Origin of the sequence: Flavobacterium algoris (genome assembly GCF_048158525.1) — a bacterium.
Lineage (GTDB): Bacteria > Bacteroidota > Bacteroidia > Flavobacteriales > Flavobacteriaceae > Flavobacterium > Flavobacterium algoris.
The window spans coordinates 113,560-131,693 of record NZ_JBLNKT010000003.1 but is presented as its reverse complement, the minus strand read 5'-3'; the positions used below and the strand labels follow the sequence as shown (position 1 = coordinate 131,693).

At 33.2% G+C, this 18,134-nt stretch carries 16 protein-coding genes; 9 read left to right on the top strand and 7 right to left on the bottom strand.

Features of this window, described 5'->3' with window-relative positions; all coding sequences use genetic code 11:
• Nucleotides 1–97: 97 nt before the first annotated feature.
• On the bottom strand, nt 98–1,099 hold the full coding sequence (lpxD, locus tag ACM55I_RS02625) for a UDP-3-O-(3-hydroxymyristoyl)glucosamine N-acyltransferase (protein WP_416845222.1): 1,002 nt from the start codon (nt 1,097–1,099) through the stop codon (nt 98–100).
• Between the two features lie 185 nt (nt 1,100–1,284).
• On the opposite strand from lpxD, the gene ACM55I_RS02620 reads away from it, so the two are divergent.
• Together ACM55I_RS02620 and ACM55I_RS02615 are read left to right on the top strand one after the other, a co-directional pair.
• On the top strand, nt 1,285–2,196 hold the full coding sequence (locus ACM55I_RS02620; protein ID WP_416845221.1) for a phospholipase A: 912 nt from the start codon (nt 1,285–1,287) through the stop codon (nt 2,194–2,196).
• A 171-nt stretch (nt 2,197–2,367) separates the two neighbouring features.
• Complete coding sequence (locus tag ACM55I_RS02615; RefSeq protein WP_416845220.1) at nt 2,368–3,057, top strand: L,D-transpeptidase family protein; 690 nt, start codon at nt 2,368–2,370, stop codon at nt 3,055–3,057.
• Between the two features lie 166 nt (nt 3,058–3,223).
• Here ACM55I_RS02615 and prfB read toward each other — a convergent pair.
• A protein-coding gene (gene prfB / locus ACM55I_RS02610) for a peptide chain release factor 2 (RefSeq protein WP_416845219.1) occupies nt 3,224–4,322 on the bottom strand; the annotation gives its coding sequence in 2 pieces (ribosomal slippage) (nt 3,224–4,258 and nt 4,260–4,322; 1,098 coding nt in all).
• A 191-nt stretch (nt 4,323–4,513) separates the two neighbouring features.
• On the opposite strand from prfB, the gene ACM55I_RS02605 reads away from it, so the two are divergent.
• On the top strand, nt 4,514–5,536 hold the full coding sequence (locus ACM55I_RS02605) for a threonine aldolase family protein (protein WP_416845218.1): 1,023 nt from the start codon (nt 4,514–4,516) through the stop codon (nt 5,534–5,536).
• A gap of 85 nt (nt 5,537–5,621) precedes the next feature.
• Here the strand turns inward: ACM55I_RS02605 and ACM55I_RS02600 are convergent, their stop codons facing one another.
• Nucleotides 5,622–5,942: a YbaB/EbfC family nucleoid-associated protein gene (locus ACM55I_RS02600; RefSeq protein ID WP_416845217.1), complete on the bottom strand. Its 321-nt coding sequence runs from the start codon at nt 5,940–5,942 to the stop codon at nt 5,622–5,624.
• Nucleotides 5,943–6,082: 140 nt separating this feature from the next.
• Between ACM55I_RS02600 and ACM55I_RS02595 the strand changes: the two genes are divergently transcribed.
• Together ACM55I_RS02595 and ACM55I_RS02590 are read left to right on the top strand one after the other, a co-directional pair.
• Nucleotides 6,083–8,143, top strand: a complete 2,061-nt coding sequence (locus ACM55I_RS02595) for a S9 family peptidase (protein WP_416845216.1) — start codon at nt 6,083–6,085, stop codon at nt 8,141–8,143.
• Between the two features lie 71 nt (nt 8,144–8,214).
• The gene (locus ACM55I_RS02590) at nt 8,215–9,255 is read left to right on the top strand and encodes a PLP-dependent cysteine synthase family protein (protein ID WP_416845215.1); all 1,041 of its coding nucleotides are present in this window, start codon (nt 8,215–8,217) and stop codon (nt 9,253–9,255) included.
• A 201-nt stretch (nt 9,256–9,456) separates the two neighbouring features.
• On the opposite strand, the gene ACM55I_RS02585 is transcribed toward ACM55I_RS02590, so the two are convergent.
• The 3 genes from ACM55I_RS02585 to gcvT form a co-directional block, all read right to left on the bottom strand.
• On the bottom strand, nt 9,457–10,170 hold the full coding sequence (locus ACM55I_RS02585) for a YebC/PmpR family DNA-binding transcriptional regulator (protein ID WP_416845214.1): 714 nt from the start codon (nt 10,168–10,170) through the stop codon (nt 9,457–9,459).
• Between the two features lie 107 nt (nt 10,171–10,277).
• Entirely contained in the window at nt 10,278–12,296 is a 2,019-nt protein-coding gene (locus tag ACM55I_RS02580; RefSeq protein WP_416845213.1) for a S41 family peptidase, read from the bottom strand.
• A gap of 3 nt (nt 12,297–12,299) precedes the next feature.
• On the bottom strand, nt 12,300–13,382 hold the full coding sequence (gcvT, locus tag ACM55I_RS02575) for a glycine cleavage system aminomethyltransferase GcvT (protein WP_416845212.1): 1,083 nt from the start codon (nt 13,380–13,382) through the stop codon (nt 12,300–12,302).
• A gap of 262 nt (nt 13,383–13,644) precedes the next feature.
• Here gcvT and ACM55I_RS02570 point away from each other — a divergent pair, with 262 nt between their 5' ends.
• Together ACM55I_RS02570 and priA are read left to right on the top strand one after the other, a co-directional pair.
• Complete coding sequence (locus ACM55I_RS02570; protein ID WP_416845211.1) at nt 13,645–14,079, top strand: DUF2147 domain-containing protein; 435 nt, start codon at nt 13,645–13,647, stop codon at nt 14,077–14,079.
• Between the two features lie 58 nt (nt 14,080–14,137).
• Complete coding sequence (gene priA, locus ACM55I_RS02565) at nt 14,138–16,588, top strand: replication restart helicase PriA (RefSeq protein WP_416845210.1); 2,451 nt, start codon at nt 14,138–14,140, stop codon at nt 16,586–16,588.
• 8 nt (nt 16,589–16,596) lie between these two features.
• Here priA and ACM55I_RS02560 read toward each other — a convergent pair whose 3' ends face one another.
• Complete coding sequence (locus tag ACM55I_RS02560; protein WP_416845209.1) at nt 16,597–17,292, bottom strand: LytR/AlgR family response regulator transcription factor; 696 nt, start codon at nt 17,290–17,292, stop codon at nt 16,597–16,599.
• A gap of 167 nt (nt 17,293–17,459) precedes the next feature.
• Here ACM55I_RS02560 and rpsF point away from each other — a divergent pair, with 167 nt between their 5' ends.
• The gene (rpsF, locus tag ACM55I_RS02555) at nt 17,460–17,801 is read left to right on the top strand and encodes a 30S ribosomal protein S6 (RefSeq protein ID WP_035671622.1); all 342 of its coding nucleotides are present in this window, start codon (nt 17,460–17,462) and stop codon (nt 17,799–17,801) included.
• Between the two features lie 5 nt (nt 17,802–17,806).
• Complete coding sequence (rpsR, locus tag ACM55I_RS02550) at nt 17,807–18,103, top strand: 30S ribosomal protein S18 (RefSeq protein ID WP_331577917.1); 297 nt, start codon at nt 17,807–17,809, stop codon at nt 18,101–18,103.
• The last annotated feature ends 31 nt before the right edge of the window (nt 18,104–18,134 follow it).

Below are 18,134 nucleotides of genomic sequence, written 5' to 3'. Positions count from 1 at the left end.
TTATGGGTATAGAAAGTAAATCGAATATAAGTTTGGTATAAAAACAAAAAAACAGAAGTTACCTCCTGTTTTTTTATGAATTTAATAAAAAAAGTAATTATTTGCTTTTGGATTCATTTACGAGTCTTTTCAAAATTGCCCATTGTTTTAATGCATCACGAGCTTCAACAGCGGGATAGCCTAACATGGTTTTCCCTGCAGGAATATCTCCTGTGACACCTGAACCAGCACCTACAATGGCTCCATCGCCAATAGTGGTATGGTCTTTTATAGAAGCGCTTCCGCCAATAATAACTCCGTTTCCTAGCGTTACTGAACCAGCCAATCCGCTATTTCCGGCCATGATACAAAAACGGCCTAATTTACTGTTATGCCCAATTTGGACTAAATTATCAATTTTACAGCCATCACCTAAAACGGTAGAACTGAATTTTCCTCGGTCAACGCAAGTATTGGCACCAATTTCAACACTATTGCCTATAATTACATTTCCAATTTGTGGGATTTTAACCAAACCTCTTTCGGGATCAGGACGAAAACCAAAACCATCTGCCCCAATTGTCGCATTGGGATGTATAATACAATCATTTCCTATATGACAACGTTCTCTGATTACGGCTCCAGACCAGATTACGGTATTTTTTCCTACAGTACATTCATCCAGAATAGTAACATTTGGATATAGTGTTGTGTTGTCTCCAAGCACAACTTTAGGGCCTATATAACAACCTGCGCCAATTCTAACACCATTACAAATAATCGCGGTTTGATCTATAACAGCAGTTGGGTGGATATCAATATGGAATAACGGGGTTGGAGGGGCAAAAAGAGCTAAAACTTGCGACATGGCCAAATCAGCATTTTTCACCTTAATAAACGCTCTGTTTTCTCCCGGTTCTATTGAAATATCTTCATTTACAACTGCGATCCCAGCTTTGGAAGTTGCCCAAAATTTTTCGTATTTTTTGTTTCCAATAAAAGAAATTTCGGATTCAATAGCTGCTTCAAGTTGTTCAGGAGCAGTTATGTTTTGGGAAGTACTCCCTACAATAACTCCTTTTAAAATTTCATTTATTTCTTGGATAGAATAGGATTTCATTAAGTGTAGATTGGATTTGGTTTTGTTATAGTCGTCAAATAAAACAAATTGAGATTATAATTCCTAATATTTCGGGATTCTTTAACAGGAATAAAAGTGGGATTTATGTAACTAATAAAAATAAATATGCAACAAATGAGGGGTTTAAACAATTAGTTTTGCAGGTTAATTTATGATTATATATTATGAAATTACTGCAAATAAAGTTCTCGATTTTTATACTATTCTTTTCTTATTTTAATGTAAATGCTCAGATTCAGGCTTTATTTAACAATAAAACCCAACTTCGTAATCTAACGGAACGATGGGAATTAGACACAACTTCCGTAAGAGGAACATTTTTAGTTACTCCTTATAAACCTATGTATGTTTTACCCGTTCGCTGGTCAAATAATCCAAATGAACAACCTCATTCAGGAAATATCGATCCTGATTACATTGCACCCCCTGGGGTAGATTATAATACTATTGAAACTAAATTTCAATTGAGTTTTAAGACCAAAGTTTTGCAAGGTATTTTTTGGGGGCGAGGTGATTTATGGGTTGCTTATACACAAATATCGCATTGGCAAATTTATAATAATAATCTTTCGCGACCTTTTAGAGAAGTTAATTACGAACCGGAACTGATTTTGAATATTCCCGTAAACTTTAAAATTTTTGGTTTTAAAGCACGAATGGTTGGTGTCGCATTCAATCATGAATCCAATGGGAAAAGTGATCCATTCTCCAGAAGTTGGAACAGGGTTATTTTTCATGCAGGATTTGAACGTAATAATTGGACTGTTTATATTAGACCTTGGTTGCGAATGCCTGCTGCAAAAGACGATAATCCGGATATTTCTGAATATGTAGGTCGAGGAGATTTGAATGTAATTTATGCTAAAAACGGGAATATATTTTCGTTTATTGGGAGTCATAATTTAAATTTCGGTTCAAATGCAAGGGGCAATTCCTCATTTTCTTGGTCGTATCCCATTAAAAATAATTTAAAAGGATATTTGTTAGTTTCTCATGGTTATGGTGAAACGCTAATCGATTATAATAATCTGCAAACTACTGTTGGCGTTGGGGTTTCATTGATTGAGTGGCTGTAGGTTTTAGAATTAATACCTTCAAAAAAACGCGACTCATATAGGGTTAAATGATAATTTTGTTATGTTTGTATGTGAGAGTAAAATAGACTTTAGATTGTCAGAAGATTTTCCTTACTGACTATTAAATAATATCCCCACAATAAAATGAATTTTTTAAACCGTTTTTTGTTTTTGGCTTCAACGTTATTTTTTTGTGTTAATCTGCAGGCCCAAACAAATACTACTACGATTAAAGATGCATTATTAATTGCTGCCCATAATAAAAGTAAGTTAGAAAATAGCGAACAATTATTGGTAGTGTACAATTATCAGCCAGAAAGTTATAGCGCTTTTTTTGTAGCCTTAGAAAAAAAAGATAATCGTTGGATTGTAAAACAGGAACCTGTACAAGTTTGTATTGGTAAAAATGGTTTTGCAACACAACTTAATAAACGTGAAGGTGACGGTAAGTCTCCAACAGGAATATTTCGTTTAGGAAAATTATATACCTATGAAAAACAACTAAACACACTATTGGAAAACCAACAAACTACTGCCGAGGATAAATGGATTGATGATTCTAATTCAGAGGACTACAATAGGTTTGTTAAAGGTGCTACCAATGCAAAATCGTATGAAAACTTATTATTAAAGACTGATGCGTACAAATATTGTATGGTTATTGAATACAATACAAATCCTATTATAAAAGGAAAAGGAAGTGCAATATTTTTTCATCTGGCTGTAAAAAAATCTTCTTTTACTGCGGGCTGTGTTGCCATTGATGAAGAAAATATGAAGCTGATGGTAAGTTGGTTAGATCCCAAACGAAACCCAACAATTATTATGGGGAATTTTAATGTTTTGAAAAGCGGTTTGTGAATATTACAACATTAAACGTCTAAAAATAAGCTATTAAAAAAATTTAAAAAAATCCTCTCAAATATTTCGATAAACAAAAGTTGAGAGGATTTTTATATAAATTTTAGATTTTTCCTGTTCCCGAAGCTTCGGGAGAAATGACTAATTAGAGACTGAAAACTGTAAACTATTCTTCTTCCCTTTGTCCCATCATCATTAAATAGGCTTTCAGGAATTCGTCAATTTCTCCATTCATTACGCCGTCAACATTACTGGTTTCATAACCGGTACGAACATCTTTTACCAGCTTATAAGGCTGCATTACATAATTCCTGATTTGGGAACCCCATTCAATTTTCATTTTACCGGCTTCGATATCAGCGCGTTGTGCCTGTTTCTTTTTTAACTCAATTTCGTACAATTGAGACCGTAACATTTGCATCGCACGTTGTCTGTTATCTTGTTGCGACCGTGTTTCGGAACATTGTATTTGAATTCCCGTTGGTTTATGAAACAATTGTACTTTCGTTTCTACCTTATTTACATTTTGCCCTCCCGCACCGCTGGATCTTGAAGTTGTAATTTCAATATCTGCAGGATTAATATCAATTTCGATACTGTCATCTACAAGCGGATAAACATAAACGGAAGCAAATGAAGTGTGACGCTTGGCATTACTGTCAAAAGGGGAAATGCGCACCAATCGGTGTACGCCGTTCTCTCCTTTTAAATAGCCAAAAGAATAATCGCCTTCAAATTCGAGTGTTACAGTCTTTATACCCGCAGATTCTCCTTTTTGGAAATTCAGTTCTTTTATTTTGTAACCGTATTTTTCACCCCACATCATGTACATACGCATGAGCATTTCGGCCCAATCGCAACTTTCAGTTCCACCGGCACCAGCGGTTATTTGTACAACAGCACTCAAAGTATCGCCTTCGTCTGAAAGCATGTTTTTGAATTCGATCGCTTCAATATGATTTGCAGTTAGGGAATATTGCTCGTCTAATTCTTCGGACGTAAGTTCCCCTTCTTTATAAAAATCATAGGCCAGTTGTAACTCGTCAGTCATTTCGACTGCTTTGTTGTAATCTTCAATCCACTTTTTTTTGTTTCTAAGGTTTTTTACAATGACTTCAGCTTCTTTTGCATTGTTCCAAAAGTCAGGAGCAAAAGTTTTCTCTTCTTCGTTTGAAATTTCAATTAGTTTGGCATCAACGTCAAAGATACCTCCTCAACGCACCAAGGCGCTCCACAATACCCTTTATTTGTTCGGTAGTTGTCATAAATTATATTAAATTAAATAGGTCGGTTTTCCAATATTTATATAAAATGCCGTTATATCATTCATTTAAATTAGTTTTAACTGAACTAGCTTGAATTAACAAACGGTATTATGTAATTTTGTGGCACAAAAATAGAAAAATTTTACGAAGGGACAATTCTCGAATTGTCCGTACTGAAAATAAAAATAGATATGGAAATAAATTTAGTTAGCGATACGATTACCAAACCTTCTCGCGAAATGTTAGTGCATATGTTGAATGCCAAAGTAGGAGATGATGTATACAAACAAGACCCTACTGTTATTGAGCTCGAAGCTAAAGTTGCCGAAATGTTCGGGATGGAAGCAGGGCTTTTTTTTCCATCAGGAACTATGGCAAACCAAACGGCGATAAAATTACATACACAACCAGGCGAGCAATTAATTGCTGATAAATATGCGCATGTCTATCATTATGAAGGTGGTGGTGTTTCTTTCAACAGTGGCGTTTCCTGCTGTTTATTAGACGGAAATCGCGGAATGATAACTGCGGAACAAGTGGCTGGAGCAATTAATGATCCTGAGTTTTATCACAGTCCGTTAACGAGTTTAGTTTGTGTGGAAAATACAACCAATAAAGGCGGTGGAGCTTGTTATGAATTGGAAGATTTACAAAAAATAAAGCAGGTTTGCGATGCCAATAATTTGAAGTTTCACCTGGATGGCGCCCGAATCTGGAATGCATTGGTAGCCAAAAAGCAAGATCCTAAAGCATTTGGAAAACTATTCGATACGATTTCAGTTTGTTTGTCGAAAGGTTTGGGAGCGCCAATTGGTTCGGTTTTATTAGGCGATAAAGCAACTATTCACAGAGCGTTGCGCATCCGAAAAATATTAGGTGGGGGAATGCGTCAGGTAGGTTATTTGGCGGCAGCCGGAATTTATGCCTTGGATAATAATATCGAGCGTCTTGCCGAGGACCATAGAAGGGCTAAAGAAATTGCCGAAGTATTAAAAAAAGTAAGTTGGGTCGCTTCGGTAGAACCGGTGGAGACTAATATTTTGATTTTCTCATTGGTTCCAAATTGCATTGAAAAGAATTTAATTGAATTGTTGAAACAAAAAAATATTTCGATCAGTTCTATGGGACATGGAAAATTGAGAATAGTAACGCATCTTGATTATCGGGAAGTGATGCATACGTATGTTTTGGAAACATTACAAAAATTAGTGTAATTCTATTTGGAAAATTTGTTTAAAGTTTAAGGTTTAATGTTTTTATCACGATCAAAAAACGTTAAACCTTAAACTTTAAACTTTTTTATTTAAAAAGATTATCCATTCCCGGAATCATTGGCATATCCATTTTTGCAACAGCATCAAGTTCCGCTTCATTTGTTTTAGTCGCTTTTTCAATCGCTTTATTCAGGACTAAAATGATATAATCTTCTAGTTGTTCTTTGTCTTCTAATAAAGAATCGTCAATTGTGATTGATTTTATTTTTCTATTGGCTGTCAAAGTAACTTTCAACAAACCATCGGTGCTTTGTTCATCAATAAGAACAGTGTCTAAACGTTTTTTAGTGTCTTCTATTTTTTGTTGGGTTTCCTTAAGTTTTCCCATCATTCCCATTAAATCCATTTTGATAAATTTTAAATATTGAACTACGAAATTACTACATTCGGTGTAATAAGCAATGTTAAATTAGATGAAAAATAGAATCGTTTTAAAATGTGTTTGTGCTATTTTTGTAACTTTACTAAAATATAAAAGCGTAAATAATGCTAAAAAACATACAACCACCAGTTGCCAAAATAATCTCTAAAACATTAGAAAACCTAGCAGATTCAAGAGTTGATAATTACTTTTGGTTGAATGACAGAGAGAATCCCGAAGTGATTGATTACCTGAATAAAGAGAATGAGTATTATCATAAAATGACGGACCATACCAAAGATTTTCAAAAGGAATTATTCGAAGAAATGAAAGGTAGAATCAAGGAAGATGATGAATCTGTTCCCTATTTATACAATGGGTATTACTACATCACCCGTTTTGAAACTGGAAAAGATTATCCTATTTATTCCCGAAAAAAAGGAAGCCTTTCGGCAAAAGAAGAAATTATGTTCGATTGTAATGAATTGGCCAAAGGACAATCGTATTTTCAATTGGGCGGTTTGAGTATTAGTCCAGATAATAAATTAGCTGTTTTTAGTACTGATACGGTTGGGCGACGAATTTATAACATTCAAGTTAAAAGCTTGGAAACCAATGAAATTTTAGAAGATAAAATAGAAAAAGTTACCGGAACTGCTGTTTGGGCAAATGATAATCATACTATTTTTTATTCTTCGCAAGATGAAGTGACCCTGCGCTCTGATAAAGTTTTCAAACATAAATTAGGCTCAAAACAAGCGGATGATGTTTTAGTTTATTTTGAAAAAGACGATACCTATAATGTTGAAGTTGCAAAATCTAAATCTAGAAAATACTTAGCAATTGAGTCTGGAAGTACACTTACAACAGAATATCGAATCTTAAATGCAGACACTCCGGACGGAAAATTTGAAATCTTTCAGAAGCGAATCAGAGGAGTTGAATATAGCATCAATCATTATAAAGACAGTTTTTATATTTTAACCAATAAAGATGATGCCGAAAATTTTAAATTGATGAAAACGCTGGAAACGGCTACATCACAAGAAAATTGGAAAGAAGTTATTGCGCATAGAGAAGATGTTTTATTAGAAGATATTGAAATTTTTGCCAATTATTTAGTAGTTGAAGAACGTGCTAATGGTTTGAACAAAATCAGGATTATGCCTTGGAATGGAGAAGGGGAGTATTATTTGCCTTTTGAAAGCGAAACTTATACCGCTTATTCCACAACCAATGTAGATTTTGAAACAGAAATTTTGCGTTATGGATACCAATCGTTGGCAACACCTTCTTCGGTCATTGATTTCAATATGCGAACCAAAGAAAGAGAAATTAAAAAGGAGCAACAGGTTCTTGGAGGCAAATTTGATAAAAATAATTATAAAGAAGAACGCCTTTGGGCAACTGCTAAAGACGGCGTAAAAGTGCCAATTTCTTTAGTTTATAGAAAAGAGTTGAAAAAAGACGGTACAAACCCTTTATTGCAATATGCGTATGGATCTTATGGACATTCAATGGATGCCACTTTCTCTTCTACACGATTAACGTTATTGGACAGAGGATTTATATTTGCGATAGCGCACATTCGAGGCGGTGAAGATTTGGGACGACAATGGTATGAAGATGGAAAATTATTAAAAAAGAAAAATACGTTTACTGATTTTATCGATTGTTCTAAGTTTTTGATTGATGAAAAATACACTTCACCAGAACATTTATATGCCGAAGGGGGTTCTGCCGGAGGTTTGTTAATGGGAGTTGTGGTGAATTTAGCACCTGAATTGTATCATGGTATAATCGCTCAAGTGCCTTTTGTTGATGTGATTACAACAATGCTGGATGATAGTATTCCGCTTACCACTGGTGAGTATGACGAATGGGGGAATCCAAATAAAAAGAAATATTATAAATACATGTTGTCTTATTCCCCTTATGATAATGTAAAAAAGCAAAATTACCCTAATATGTATGTATCTACCGGACTCCATGACTCACAAGTTCAATATTGGGAGCCTGCAAAATGGGTTGCGAAATTGAGAGACATGAAAACGGATAAAAATATCTTATATCTTGATACTAACATGGATGCAGGTCACGGAGGAGCATCTGGGAGGTTTGAAGCCTTGAAGGAATTAGCAAAAGAATTTAGTTTTTTATTAGATTTAGAGAAAATTAAAAAGTAATTAGATTTTTTTTGTTAAATTTGCAACGTTCGGGGTTAAATTAAAAATTCTCCTCGACTAACTATTTTTTTATGAAAGAAGAAATAAACGCTTATAATAATGTTTTAGAATTAATAGGTAACACTCCACTTATTAAGCTAAATAAAGTCACCGAAGAATTAGATGGTAATTTTTACGCAAAGGTAGAAGCTTTTAATCCAGGACATTCTTCTAAAGATAGAATAGCATTATATATAATCGAAGAAGCTGAAAAAAGAGGGATTTTATCTCCTGGTGACACCATCATCGAAACTACATCCGGGAATACTGGTTTTAGTTTAGCCATGGTAAGCATCATAAAAGGCTACAACTGTATTCTTGCCGTAAGTTCTAAATCATCTAAAGACAAAATAGATATGCTACGTAGTTTAGGAGCAAAAGTTTATGTTTGTCCGGCACATGTCTCCGCTGATGATGAGCGTTCGTATTATAATGTTGCCAAACGTTTGCATGAAGAGACGAAAGGTTCTGTTTATATCAATCAATATTTCAATCAATTGAATATTGATGCACATTATAAATCTACTGGTCCTGAAATTTGGAAACAAACAAATGGTAAAATTACACACCTAATTGCATGTAGCGGAACAGGAGGAACTATTTCCGGAACAGCAAAATACTTAAAAGAACAAAATCCTAACATTAGAATTCTTGGAGTTGATGCTTTTGGTTCGGTATTAAAAAAATACCATGAGACCAGAGAATTCGATAACGATGAAATTTATCCTTATAGAATCGAAGGTTTAGGTAAAAACTTAATTCCATCTGCTACTGATTTTGATCTTATTGATAAGTTCATGAAAGTTACCGATGAAGAAAGTGCGCATTCTGCCAGAGAGATTACCAGAAAAGAAGGTTTATTTGTAGGATATACATCCGGAGCAGTTTTACAAGCAATAAAACAATATGCGGATGAGGGTGAATTTGATAAAAACAGCAATGTAATTGCCATATTCCCGGATCATGGTTCTCGTTATATGAGTAAAGTATTTAGCGATGATTGGATGAATGAACAAGGTTTCTTTGATAGTATTAACGAAGAAGAAGCTCAAAAAATTGAATTTATAAAATAAGAAGTATTAAGTAATTAGTACAAAGTATTAAGATAAAAAACTCCATCAGCTTTAAGTTGATGGAGTTTTCAGTTTTAAAGGGAGTTTTTTTAACGTATAGTTCATTACCTTTTCTTATGGTAAAGGTTAAGTATTAAAAACAAAAAAACTCCAGATTTCTCTGGAGTTTAAAACTGCAATCTTAAAACTGCAATCTGATAGCTATTCTTCTTCCATAGTGTGATATACGTTCATCACGTCATCATCATCTTCTAGTTTTTCAATTAGTTTTTCTACATCGGCAACTTCAGCTTCAGATAGTTTTTTAGTTATTTGAGGAATTCTTTCAAATCCTGAAGAAAGAATTTCCAATCCTCTATTTTCTAATTCTTTTTGAATGGTTCCAAAACTTCCAAAGGGTGCATAAATCAAAATACCGTCTTCGTCTTCAAAAACTTCTTCTGCGCCAAAATCGATTAATTCTAATTCTAATTCTTCAGGGTCAATTCCGTCTGCCGGAATTCTAAAGTTACACGTATGGTCAAACATGAATTCAACCGAACCTTGTGTTCCCATTGCACCGTTACATTTGTTAAAATAACTTCTAACATTAGCTACAGTTCTGTTATTATTATCAGTAGCCGTTTCAACTAGGATTGCAATTCCATGAGGTGCATATCCTTCAAATAAAACTTCTTTATAGTTAGCGGTATCTTTATCGGTTGCTTTTTTGATTGCACGTTCTACATTTTCTTTTGGCATATTAACTGCCTTGGAATTCTGGATAACTGCTCTTAATCTTGAGTTAGCATCAGGATTTGGGCCACCTTCCTTTACAGCCATTACAATATCTTTACCAATTCTGGTAAATGCTTTGGCCATTGCTGACCAACGTTTCATTTTTCTTCCTTTTCTGAATTCGAACGCTCTTCCCATTACTTTATGAGTTTATTTTATTTAAGTGCAAAAATAGAATTATTCAATTGTTTTAAAATAGTTTCTATCGTTTTTTTTGTGATAAATTTTAAAAAATTAGCATTTTACTATTTTAAGTTTGCCATGATTTTTATAGATTCAAAAACTCGAAAGTTGTTTTTTAAATTTTTAATTTGGGTACTATTTATAGATTTTAGGTAATCATTTGTTTGTATTTTTTTAGTGTCATTACTCGTATTACTTATAATAAAAGGATATTCGGTTTTGACAAATGCTTCTATCTCTTTCCAATGTTTCGAAAAACCAATCGATTTATTAAAAACAGCACTAAATTGTAAAGGTATAGCCACTGTCGCTTGTGTGAAAAACTCATTAAAAGTAGCTTTTAGTCGGGTGTTTTTTTGAAATTCTATATTCGTTTTGGATTTTTGGGTGTACTCTGTAATAGCTTGTTTTTGTTTTTCATTCATCGGGAATCTATTGGTGTCGATAATGCTTTCAATTTTATCATTTTTTAAAGCGGTTGGATAAGTACTTTCCTTAGGCATTTGATCATCAAATAAACTAGGGATTTCAATATCGGGGGAAATACCATTGTATTGATTAGTTTTTCCTGTCACTCGATAAAATTCTCCTATTGTTACTTTTAAAAATTGATTTTTTTCATCTTTTAATGGAACTATTTCTTGCATAGTAGCTTTTCCTAATGATTTGGTTCCTACAATCAAGGCTAAATTATAATCTTGCATAACGTTAGCAAAAAATTCACTTGCTGAAGCTGAAAAGCCATTTATTAAGATAATAATTGGACCAGTATAGCTATTTTTAGGTTTTTGATTGCCAATGATTTCTTTTTGATTTGTTTTGGTAATGACTTGCGCTAAATAGGGAGTGTTTATAAACAAACCACAAAGCATAATGGCTTCTTCCATAGAACCACCACCGTTGTTTTCTAGATCAATGATTAGTCCCGTAATTTTATCTTCTTTTAGTTTGGCTATTTCTTTGGCTACATCATCGCTAACATTTGTTTTTCCATTTTCCAAAGTCGAATAAAAACTAGGGATTTTAATATAGCCCGTTTTTTGATTATCTCGTTCCAGGACATAGCTATAAACACTATTTTGATAATCTTTCATGACTTGTTTGGAGAGGTTTGTGGTGTAAACTTCTCCACTTTTTTTCTTAAGTGTTACCCAGACATTTTTGTATTCATTAGAGCTTAAAATTTTTTCTATTTTTTCAAAATTATAACAATTTACTAAGTATTCTTCTTGTTTCGATTTTATTTTAATGACTTGATCTCCTATCTCTATTTTTTCCGAAAAGTATGCTGGACCACCGGGTAATATTTCATCTATAGAGATGTCATTCTTTTCTTTTACTGAAAGGATAAGTCCTAAAGTATAATTATCAGAACTTACCGATGATAAAAAATCTGATTTTTGATTGGTTGAAAAGAACTCGGTATGAGGGTCAAAATAAGAACAAAAAACAGTAAAAAAGAGGTTGTAAAACTCCTCGGTTGTAAGGTTATATTTGGTTGCTTCGCAAGTATAATCGTCAAATATTTTTTGCTTTATATTTGCTGAAATACTTGGAAATACTGCTATAAGGGAGTCTTTATTAGAACTGCTTTGTGCTATTTCACTAAGCACATCAAAAAGCATTCGTTTTTTATTGATTTTTTTTAAATCTGCTTCTGTTGTTAAATATGGAGTGGGGTTTTTATGAGACTTAATGATTTCGGGGCTGCTCAGTGGGAAACTTTCTTTTTTTAGGGTTTCAATAATAGCAGTATGACGATTAACTGCTTTTTGATAAGTAATGTAAAATTCGTTTAAAAAACTGCAATTTGAATGGATGATATTGTCATCTAATCTGTATTTGAGTTTTTTTAGATTATTAATTTCGGATTCTAAAAATAAATCGTTTTTACCGTCTAAAGCTTTTAGGAAATGATTAAAAACATAAACCGATAAACTGTCATTTATCGGTTTAGGTTTGTAATGAAACTCTTTGACCAATGCATTAATTTTGGATAAAGTCTTGCAGGCATTCGTTTCAGATTGAGCAATGAGCTCTTTTGAAAAAAGGAAGAATAAAAAGATGGCTACTTTTTTCAATTTTTATTTCTTGTAAAAAGGTAATTTTACCACTTTGGCAGGAACATCATTTTTACGTATTCTAATGAATATATCGCTGTCTAAAACACTGTTTTCTATAGTTACATAACCCAAACCAATTCCTTTATTCATTGATGGCGACATGGTTCCCGAAGTTACAATTCCTATTGGATTTCCTGATGCATCAACGATTTCATAATCATGTCTTGGGACGGCACGTTCCTGCATTTCAAAAGCTACTAATTTTTTAGAAACTCCTGCTTCTTTTTGCTTTTTTAGATTTTCAGAATTCGTGAATTCTTTTGTAAATTTAGTAATCCATCCTAAACCAGCTTCAAGTGGAGAAGTGGTATCGTTGATGTCATTTCCGTACAAACAAAATCCCATTTCTAATCGTAACGTATCACGAGCGGCAAGACCAATTGGTTTAATTCCAAAAGGAGCTCCGGCTTCAAAAACCTTATTCCAAATTTGTTCTACTTCTGAATTTTTGCAATAAATCTCAAATCCTCCAGAACCAGTATATCCTGTAGCTGAAATAATTACGTTATCAATTCCTGCAAAATCACCCACTTCAAAATGGTAGTAAGGAATAGCTGATAAGTCCTTAGAAGTTAATGATCGCATAGCTTCAACAGCTTTAGGACCTTGAATAGCCAATAGCGAATAATCATCAGATAAATTTTTCATTTCGACCCCCAAATCATTATGAGCAGAAATCCAATCCCAATCTTTATCAATATTTGAAGCATTTACGACTAATAAATACTGCTCGTCTTTCATTTTGTAAACAATTAAATCATCTACAATTCCGTCATAATTGTTTGGTAAACAAGAGTATTGTGCTTTTCCAATGGTCAAAGTAGACGCGTCATTAGAAGTTACTTTTTGTATCAAAGCCAACGCATTTGGTCCGGTAAGCAAGAATTCACCCATGTGTGAAACATCAAAAACACCTACGGCATTTCGAACCGTTTCATGTTCAGCATTCACACCTTCATATAAAATAGGCATATTGTATCCGGCAAACGGAAGCATTTTCGCTCCCAAACTCTCGTGTATGTGCGTAAGCGCAGTGTTTTTCATTGTTATTTTGTGTTGAATTTCAAGTGGCTAATTTATTGATTTTATTTCGGGTGACAAAGGCGTAAAGAAGCAAAATTTAAAGTTTCAAACGTTTTCGAAATAACAGGTATAACAATTTAAAAATAATAATTTTTAGGATTTAATCCAATGAAGTTATGAATCTATTTCCTGTTATTCATTACAGTCTTTTCCTTTTTAATGTTTAATTTTACAATTAATTAATTTGAGGTCTCTAATTTGCAAAAGCAAAAAATCAAGCATCATGAAAAAAAGTAGATTAGTTATTATAACACTGTTTTTTGTTACTATTTTCTATGGTCAAAATCAAACGGTTATTGGTAAATGGAAAACAATTGATGATGAAACTGGAAAAGCCAAATCAATAGTGGAAATTTATGAGAAATCTGGAAAGATTTATGGTAAAGTAATTGAGATTCTCGAAGAAGAACATAGAAGAAAAGTTTGCAGCAATTGTTCAGGTGAGGATAAAAACAAACCTATTCTTGGAATGATAGTAATAAAAGGATTGACTAAAGAAGGAAATCAATATACAAGAGGTAAAATCTTAGATCCTAAAAACGGGAAGCTTTATAAATGTTACATCACTTTAGAATCAAAAGACAAACTTAAAGTCCGTGGTTTTATTGGGATTTCATTGTTTGGGCGAACACAATATTGGTACAGAGTAAAAAGTTAATTCACATTGAATGAATTTAATATCCGTCCAAATAATAATAAATACCTAAAATCTAAAAATGCATTTCGTCGAAGTAATTTTACCTCTTTCTCTTACCAAAACCTTTACCTACAGCGTTTCTGAAGCCGAATTTCATTATATCAAGAAAGGAATGCGTATGGCGGTACCTTTTGGTAAAAGTAAAATGTACACGGCGCTGGTTATTGAAATTCATCAAAATGAACCCACTTTATACGAAGCCAAAGAAATTCACCAAATTCTGGATGAAAAATCCATCGTTACTGAAATCCAAATTGCGCATTGGCAATGGATCGCTTCTTATTATATGTGTGCTATTGGTGATGTGTATCGAGGTGCTATGCCAAGCGCACTTTTGCTGGAAAGCGAAACCATAATTTCTCAAAAGCAAGATTTGTTTGTGGATGAAAGCCTGCTTTCGGATGATGAATATCTAGTTTATCAAGCCTTGCAACAACAAAGTTCGCTCAAAGTGCAAGACATAATCGCTATTTTAAACAAGAAAAATATATTTCCTGTTATTCAAAAATTGATTGACAAAAATATATTGGTACTTCAGGAAGAAATTTCAGAAAGTTACAAACCAAAGTTAGTTCGTTACGTGCGTTTGCATTCTAAATACGATTCGAATGCAGGTTTGAGCGAATTGTTGGAAACTTTGAAAAGTGCCAACAAACAAAAGGAAATTGTGCTGACTTATTTTCAATTGAGTGCTACCGAAAAAAAACCGATAACTGTTAAAAAATTGGTTGAAGCGGCTAATTCCTCTTCGGGAATTATAAAAGCATTAATTGAAAAAGAAATATTTGAGGATTATTTTCTTCAGGAAGACCGAGTGAATTTCAATGGAAAAATAAGAGAAGATGAACTGCAACTAAGTGAAGCGCAGCAAACGGCTTTTGAAGAAATTAAAGACAGTTTTACTCAAAAAGAAGTCTGTTTGTTGCATGGTGTAACTTCCAGCGGGAAAACCGAAATTTATATTAAGCTTATTGAAGAATACCTGGAAACGGGAAAGCAGGTATTGTATTTATTGCCCGAAATTGCTTTGACCACACAATTAGTGGGAAGATTGAGAGCTTATTTTGGAAATAAAGTAGCCGTTTTTCATTCGAAATATAACAATAATGAACGGATTGAGGTTTGGAACCAAGTTTTGGCAAATTCGGAGAAAGCACAAATAGTAATAGGAGCGCGATCCGCTTTGTTTCTCCCTTTTCATAATCTGGGATTTATAATTGTAGATGAGGAGCATGAACAAACTTTCAAGCAAGTCGATCCAGCACCGCGTTATCATGCGCGAGATGCTGCGGTGGTTTTGGCTAATTTGCATAAAGCAAAAGTTTTATTGGGTTCAGCAACACCAAGTTTAGAAACTTATTTTAATGCAAAATCAGAAAAATATGGTTTAGTCGAAATTTCGAAGCGATTTGGAAACGTCATGATGCCAAAAATTGAATTGGTGGATTTGAAAGACAAATACTTTCGAAAAAAAATGACGGGACATTTTAGTGATGTTTTAATTGAAGAAATCAATATAGCACTTTCATTAGGCGAACAAGTGATTTTATTTCAAAATAGAAGAGGCTATTCTCCTATAATTGAATGCATCACCTGTGGCAATGTTCCGCAATGCCAGCAATGCGATGTGAGTTTGACCTATCACAAGCATAAAAACCAGTTGCGTTGTCATTATTGTGGCTATACAATGGCAAAACCTACGCATTGTCATTCGTGTTCCAGTGTTGATTTGACTACAAAGGGCTTTGGAACCGAGCAGATAGAGCAAGAATTGATTTCTATTTTTCCAAATTCAAAAATAGGAAGGATGGATCAGGATACCACGCGAGGAAAATTTGGTTTCGAGAAAATTATCGATAGTTTCAAGAATAGAGAAATTGATGTTTTAGTAGGAACACAAATGCTTGCCAAAGGATTGGATTTTGACAATGTAAGTTTAGTAGGAATCCTGAATGCGGATAATATGTTGTATCATCCTGATTTTAGAGCATTCGAAAGAAGTTTTCAAATGATGACTCAAGTAGCGGGTAGGGCGGGGCGTTCGGAGAAACAAGGAAAAGTGATTATTCAAACGTACAATCCCAATCACAATACCATACAGCAGGTAACCAATAATGATTATCTGGCAATGTATCAAGAACAATTGTATGACAGGCAAATCTATAAATATCCTCCTTATTTCAGGATCATAAAACTGACATTGAAACAGCGCGATTTCGATAAGCTAAAGGAAGGTGCTATGTGGTTGTATCAAGTTATGAGTCAAAATCTTACTATGCCGGTATTAGGTCCTGAGGAACCAGCTATTAATAGAATTAGAAATGAATACATACGAACGATTATAATTAAAATTCCACAAAATACGTCTATAGCGAACACAAAAAAAACTATCCAAAAGATATTGAATAGTTTTGAGGCTGTTGCTCAATACAGAGCTATAAAAGTTACGCTAAACGTTGATTTTTATTAAAAGTAATTTTAGGCAAATGATAGGGCTTTAACTAAATCTTCTTTTTTATTTCTACTCAAAGGTATTTTAGTAATTCCAATTTCGGCAAACTTACTGTTGAAGCGCTCTACTTTGTCTATATTTATAATATAGGACTTATGAACTCTGATGAATTTTTCTTTGGACAAATCATTTTCAAAAGATTTCATCGTAGAAAGTACTAAGTTGCTGTCTTCTTCAGTAACAACTCTAACGTAGTCACCAAAAGCTTCAATCCATTTAATTTTAGAAGTGAAGATTTTTAATTTTTTCAGATTGCTCTTAATAAAAATATGTTCCCCTTCTTCTTCTTTATTCTCTTTTTTAAGAGAATATAAATCGATTGCTCTTCTTACCGATGCATTGAAACGATCTATTGCAATAGGTTTTTGCAGATAGTCGGTAGCATCATAATCAAATGCCTTCATGGCATACTCCGCTTTAGAAGTAATGAAGATTATTTGTGGTTTAATTTTTAAACCATCTAAAAAATCAAAACCGCTTATTACTGGCATTTCGATATCTAGAAATATTAAATCCACATTATGTACGGACATACAACTTTTAGCTTCAATTGCATTAGAAAAATCACCAATTAAATGCAGATTTGGGTGATTATTCACTAACTTTGCGATGATCATTCTTTGAATGGAACTATCATCAACTACTACACAATTAAGTTTCATAATTTTTGTGTTTTAAGATTTGGAATAGTAAATTTAACAAAGATTTATTTTAAAAACTAATCTTTATCGGTTTTTTTTACCATACAACGAATAAAGTAAAATTACCGTTGTTAATTTAAAATAATTGTTTACTTTTGCAGCCAAATTAACAAATAAATAAAATATTTATGAATCATTATGAAACTGTTTTCATTTTAAATCCCGTTTTATCTGAAGTTCAGGTAAAGGAAACAGTAAGCAAATTTGAAGATTTTCTTACTAGTCGTGGAGCTGAAATGGTATCGAAAGAAGACTGGGGTCTAAAAAAGATGGCTTACGAAATTCAAAACAAAAAAAGTGGTTTTTACCATTTATTCGAATTCAAAGTAGCAGGAGAAGTTCTTATTGCTTTTGAAACTGAATTTAGACGTGACGAAAGAGTAATGCGTTTCTTAACTGTAAGTTTAGACAAACACGCTATTTCTTGGGCTGAAAGAAGAAGAACTAAATTAAAATCTACAAAAGCTTAATTATCATGGCAACATTACAACAATCGGCTTCAGGAAAAAAAGATGGAGATATCAGATATCTTACACCTTTAAACATAGAAACAAACAAAACTAAAAAGTATTGTCGTTTCAAAAAATCAGGTATCAAATATATTGATTATAAAGATGGTGATTTCTTATTGAAATTTGTAAACGAACAAGGAAAAATTCTTCCACGTCGTTTAACAGGAACTTCATTGAAATATCAAAGAAAAGTGTCTGTAGCTGTAAAAAGAGCGCGTCACTTAGCTTTAATGCCATATGTGGCTGATTTACTAAAATAATAAAAATTAACAGTTTGTTGGTTTTCTGAAA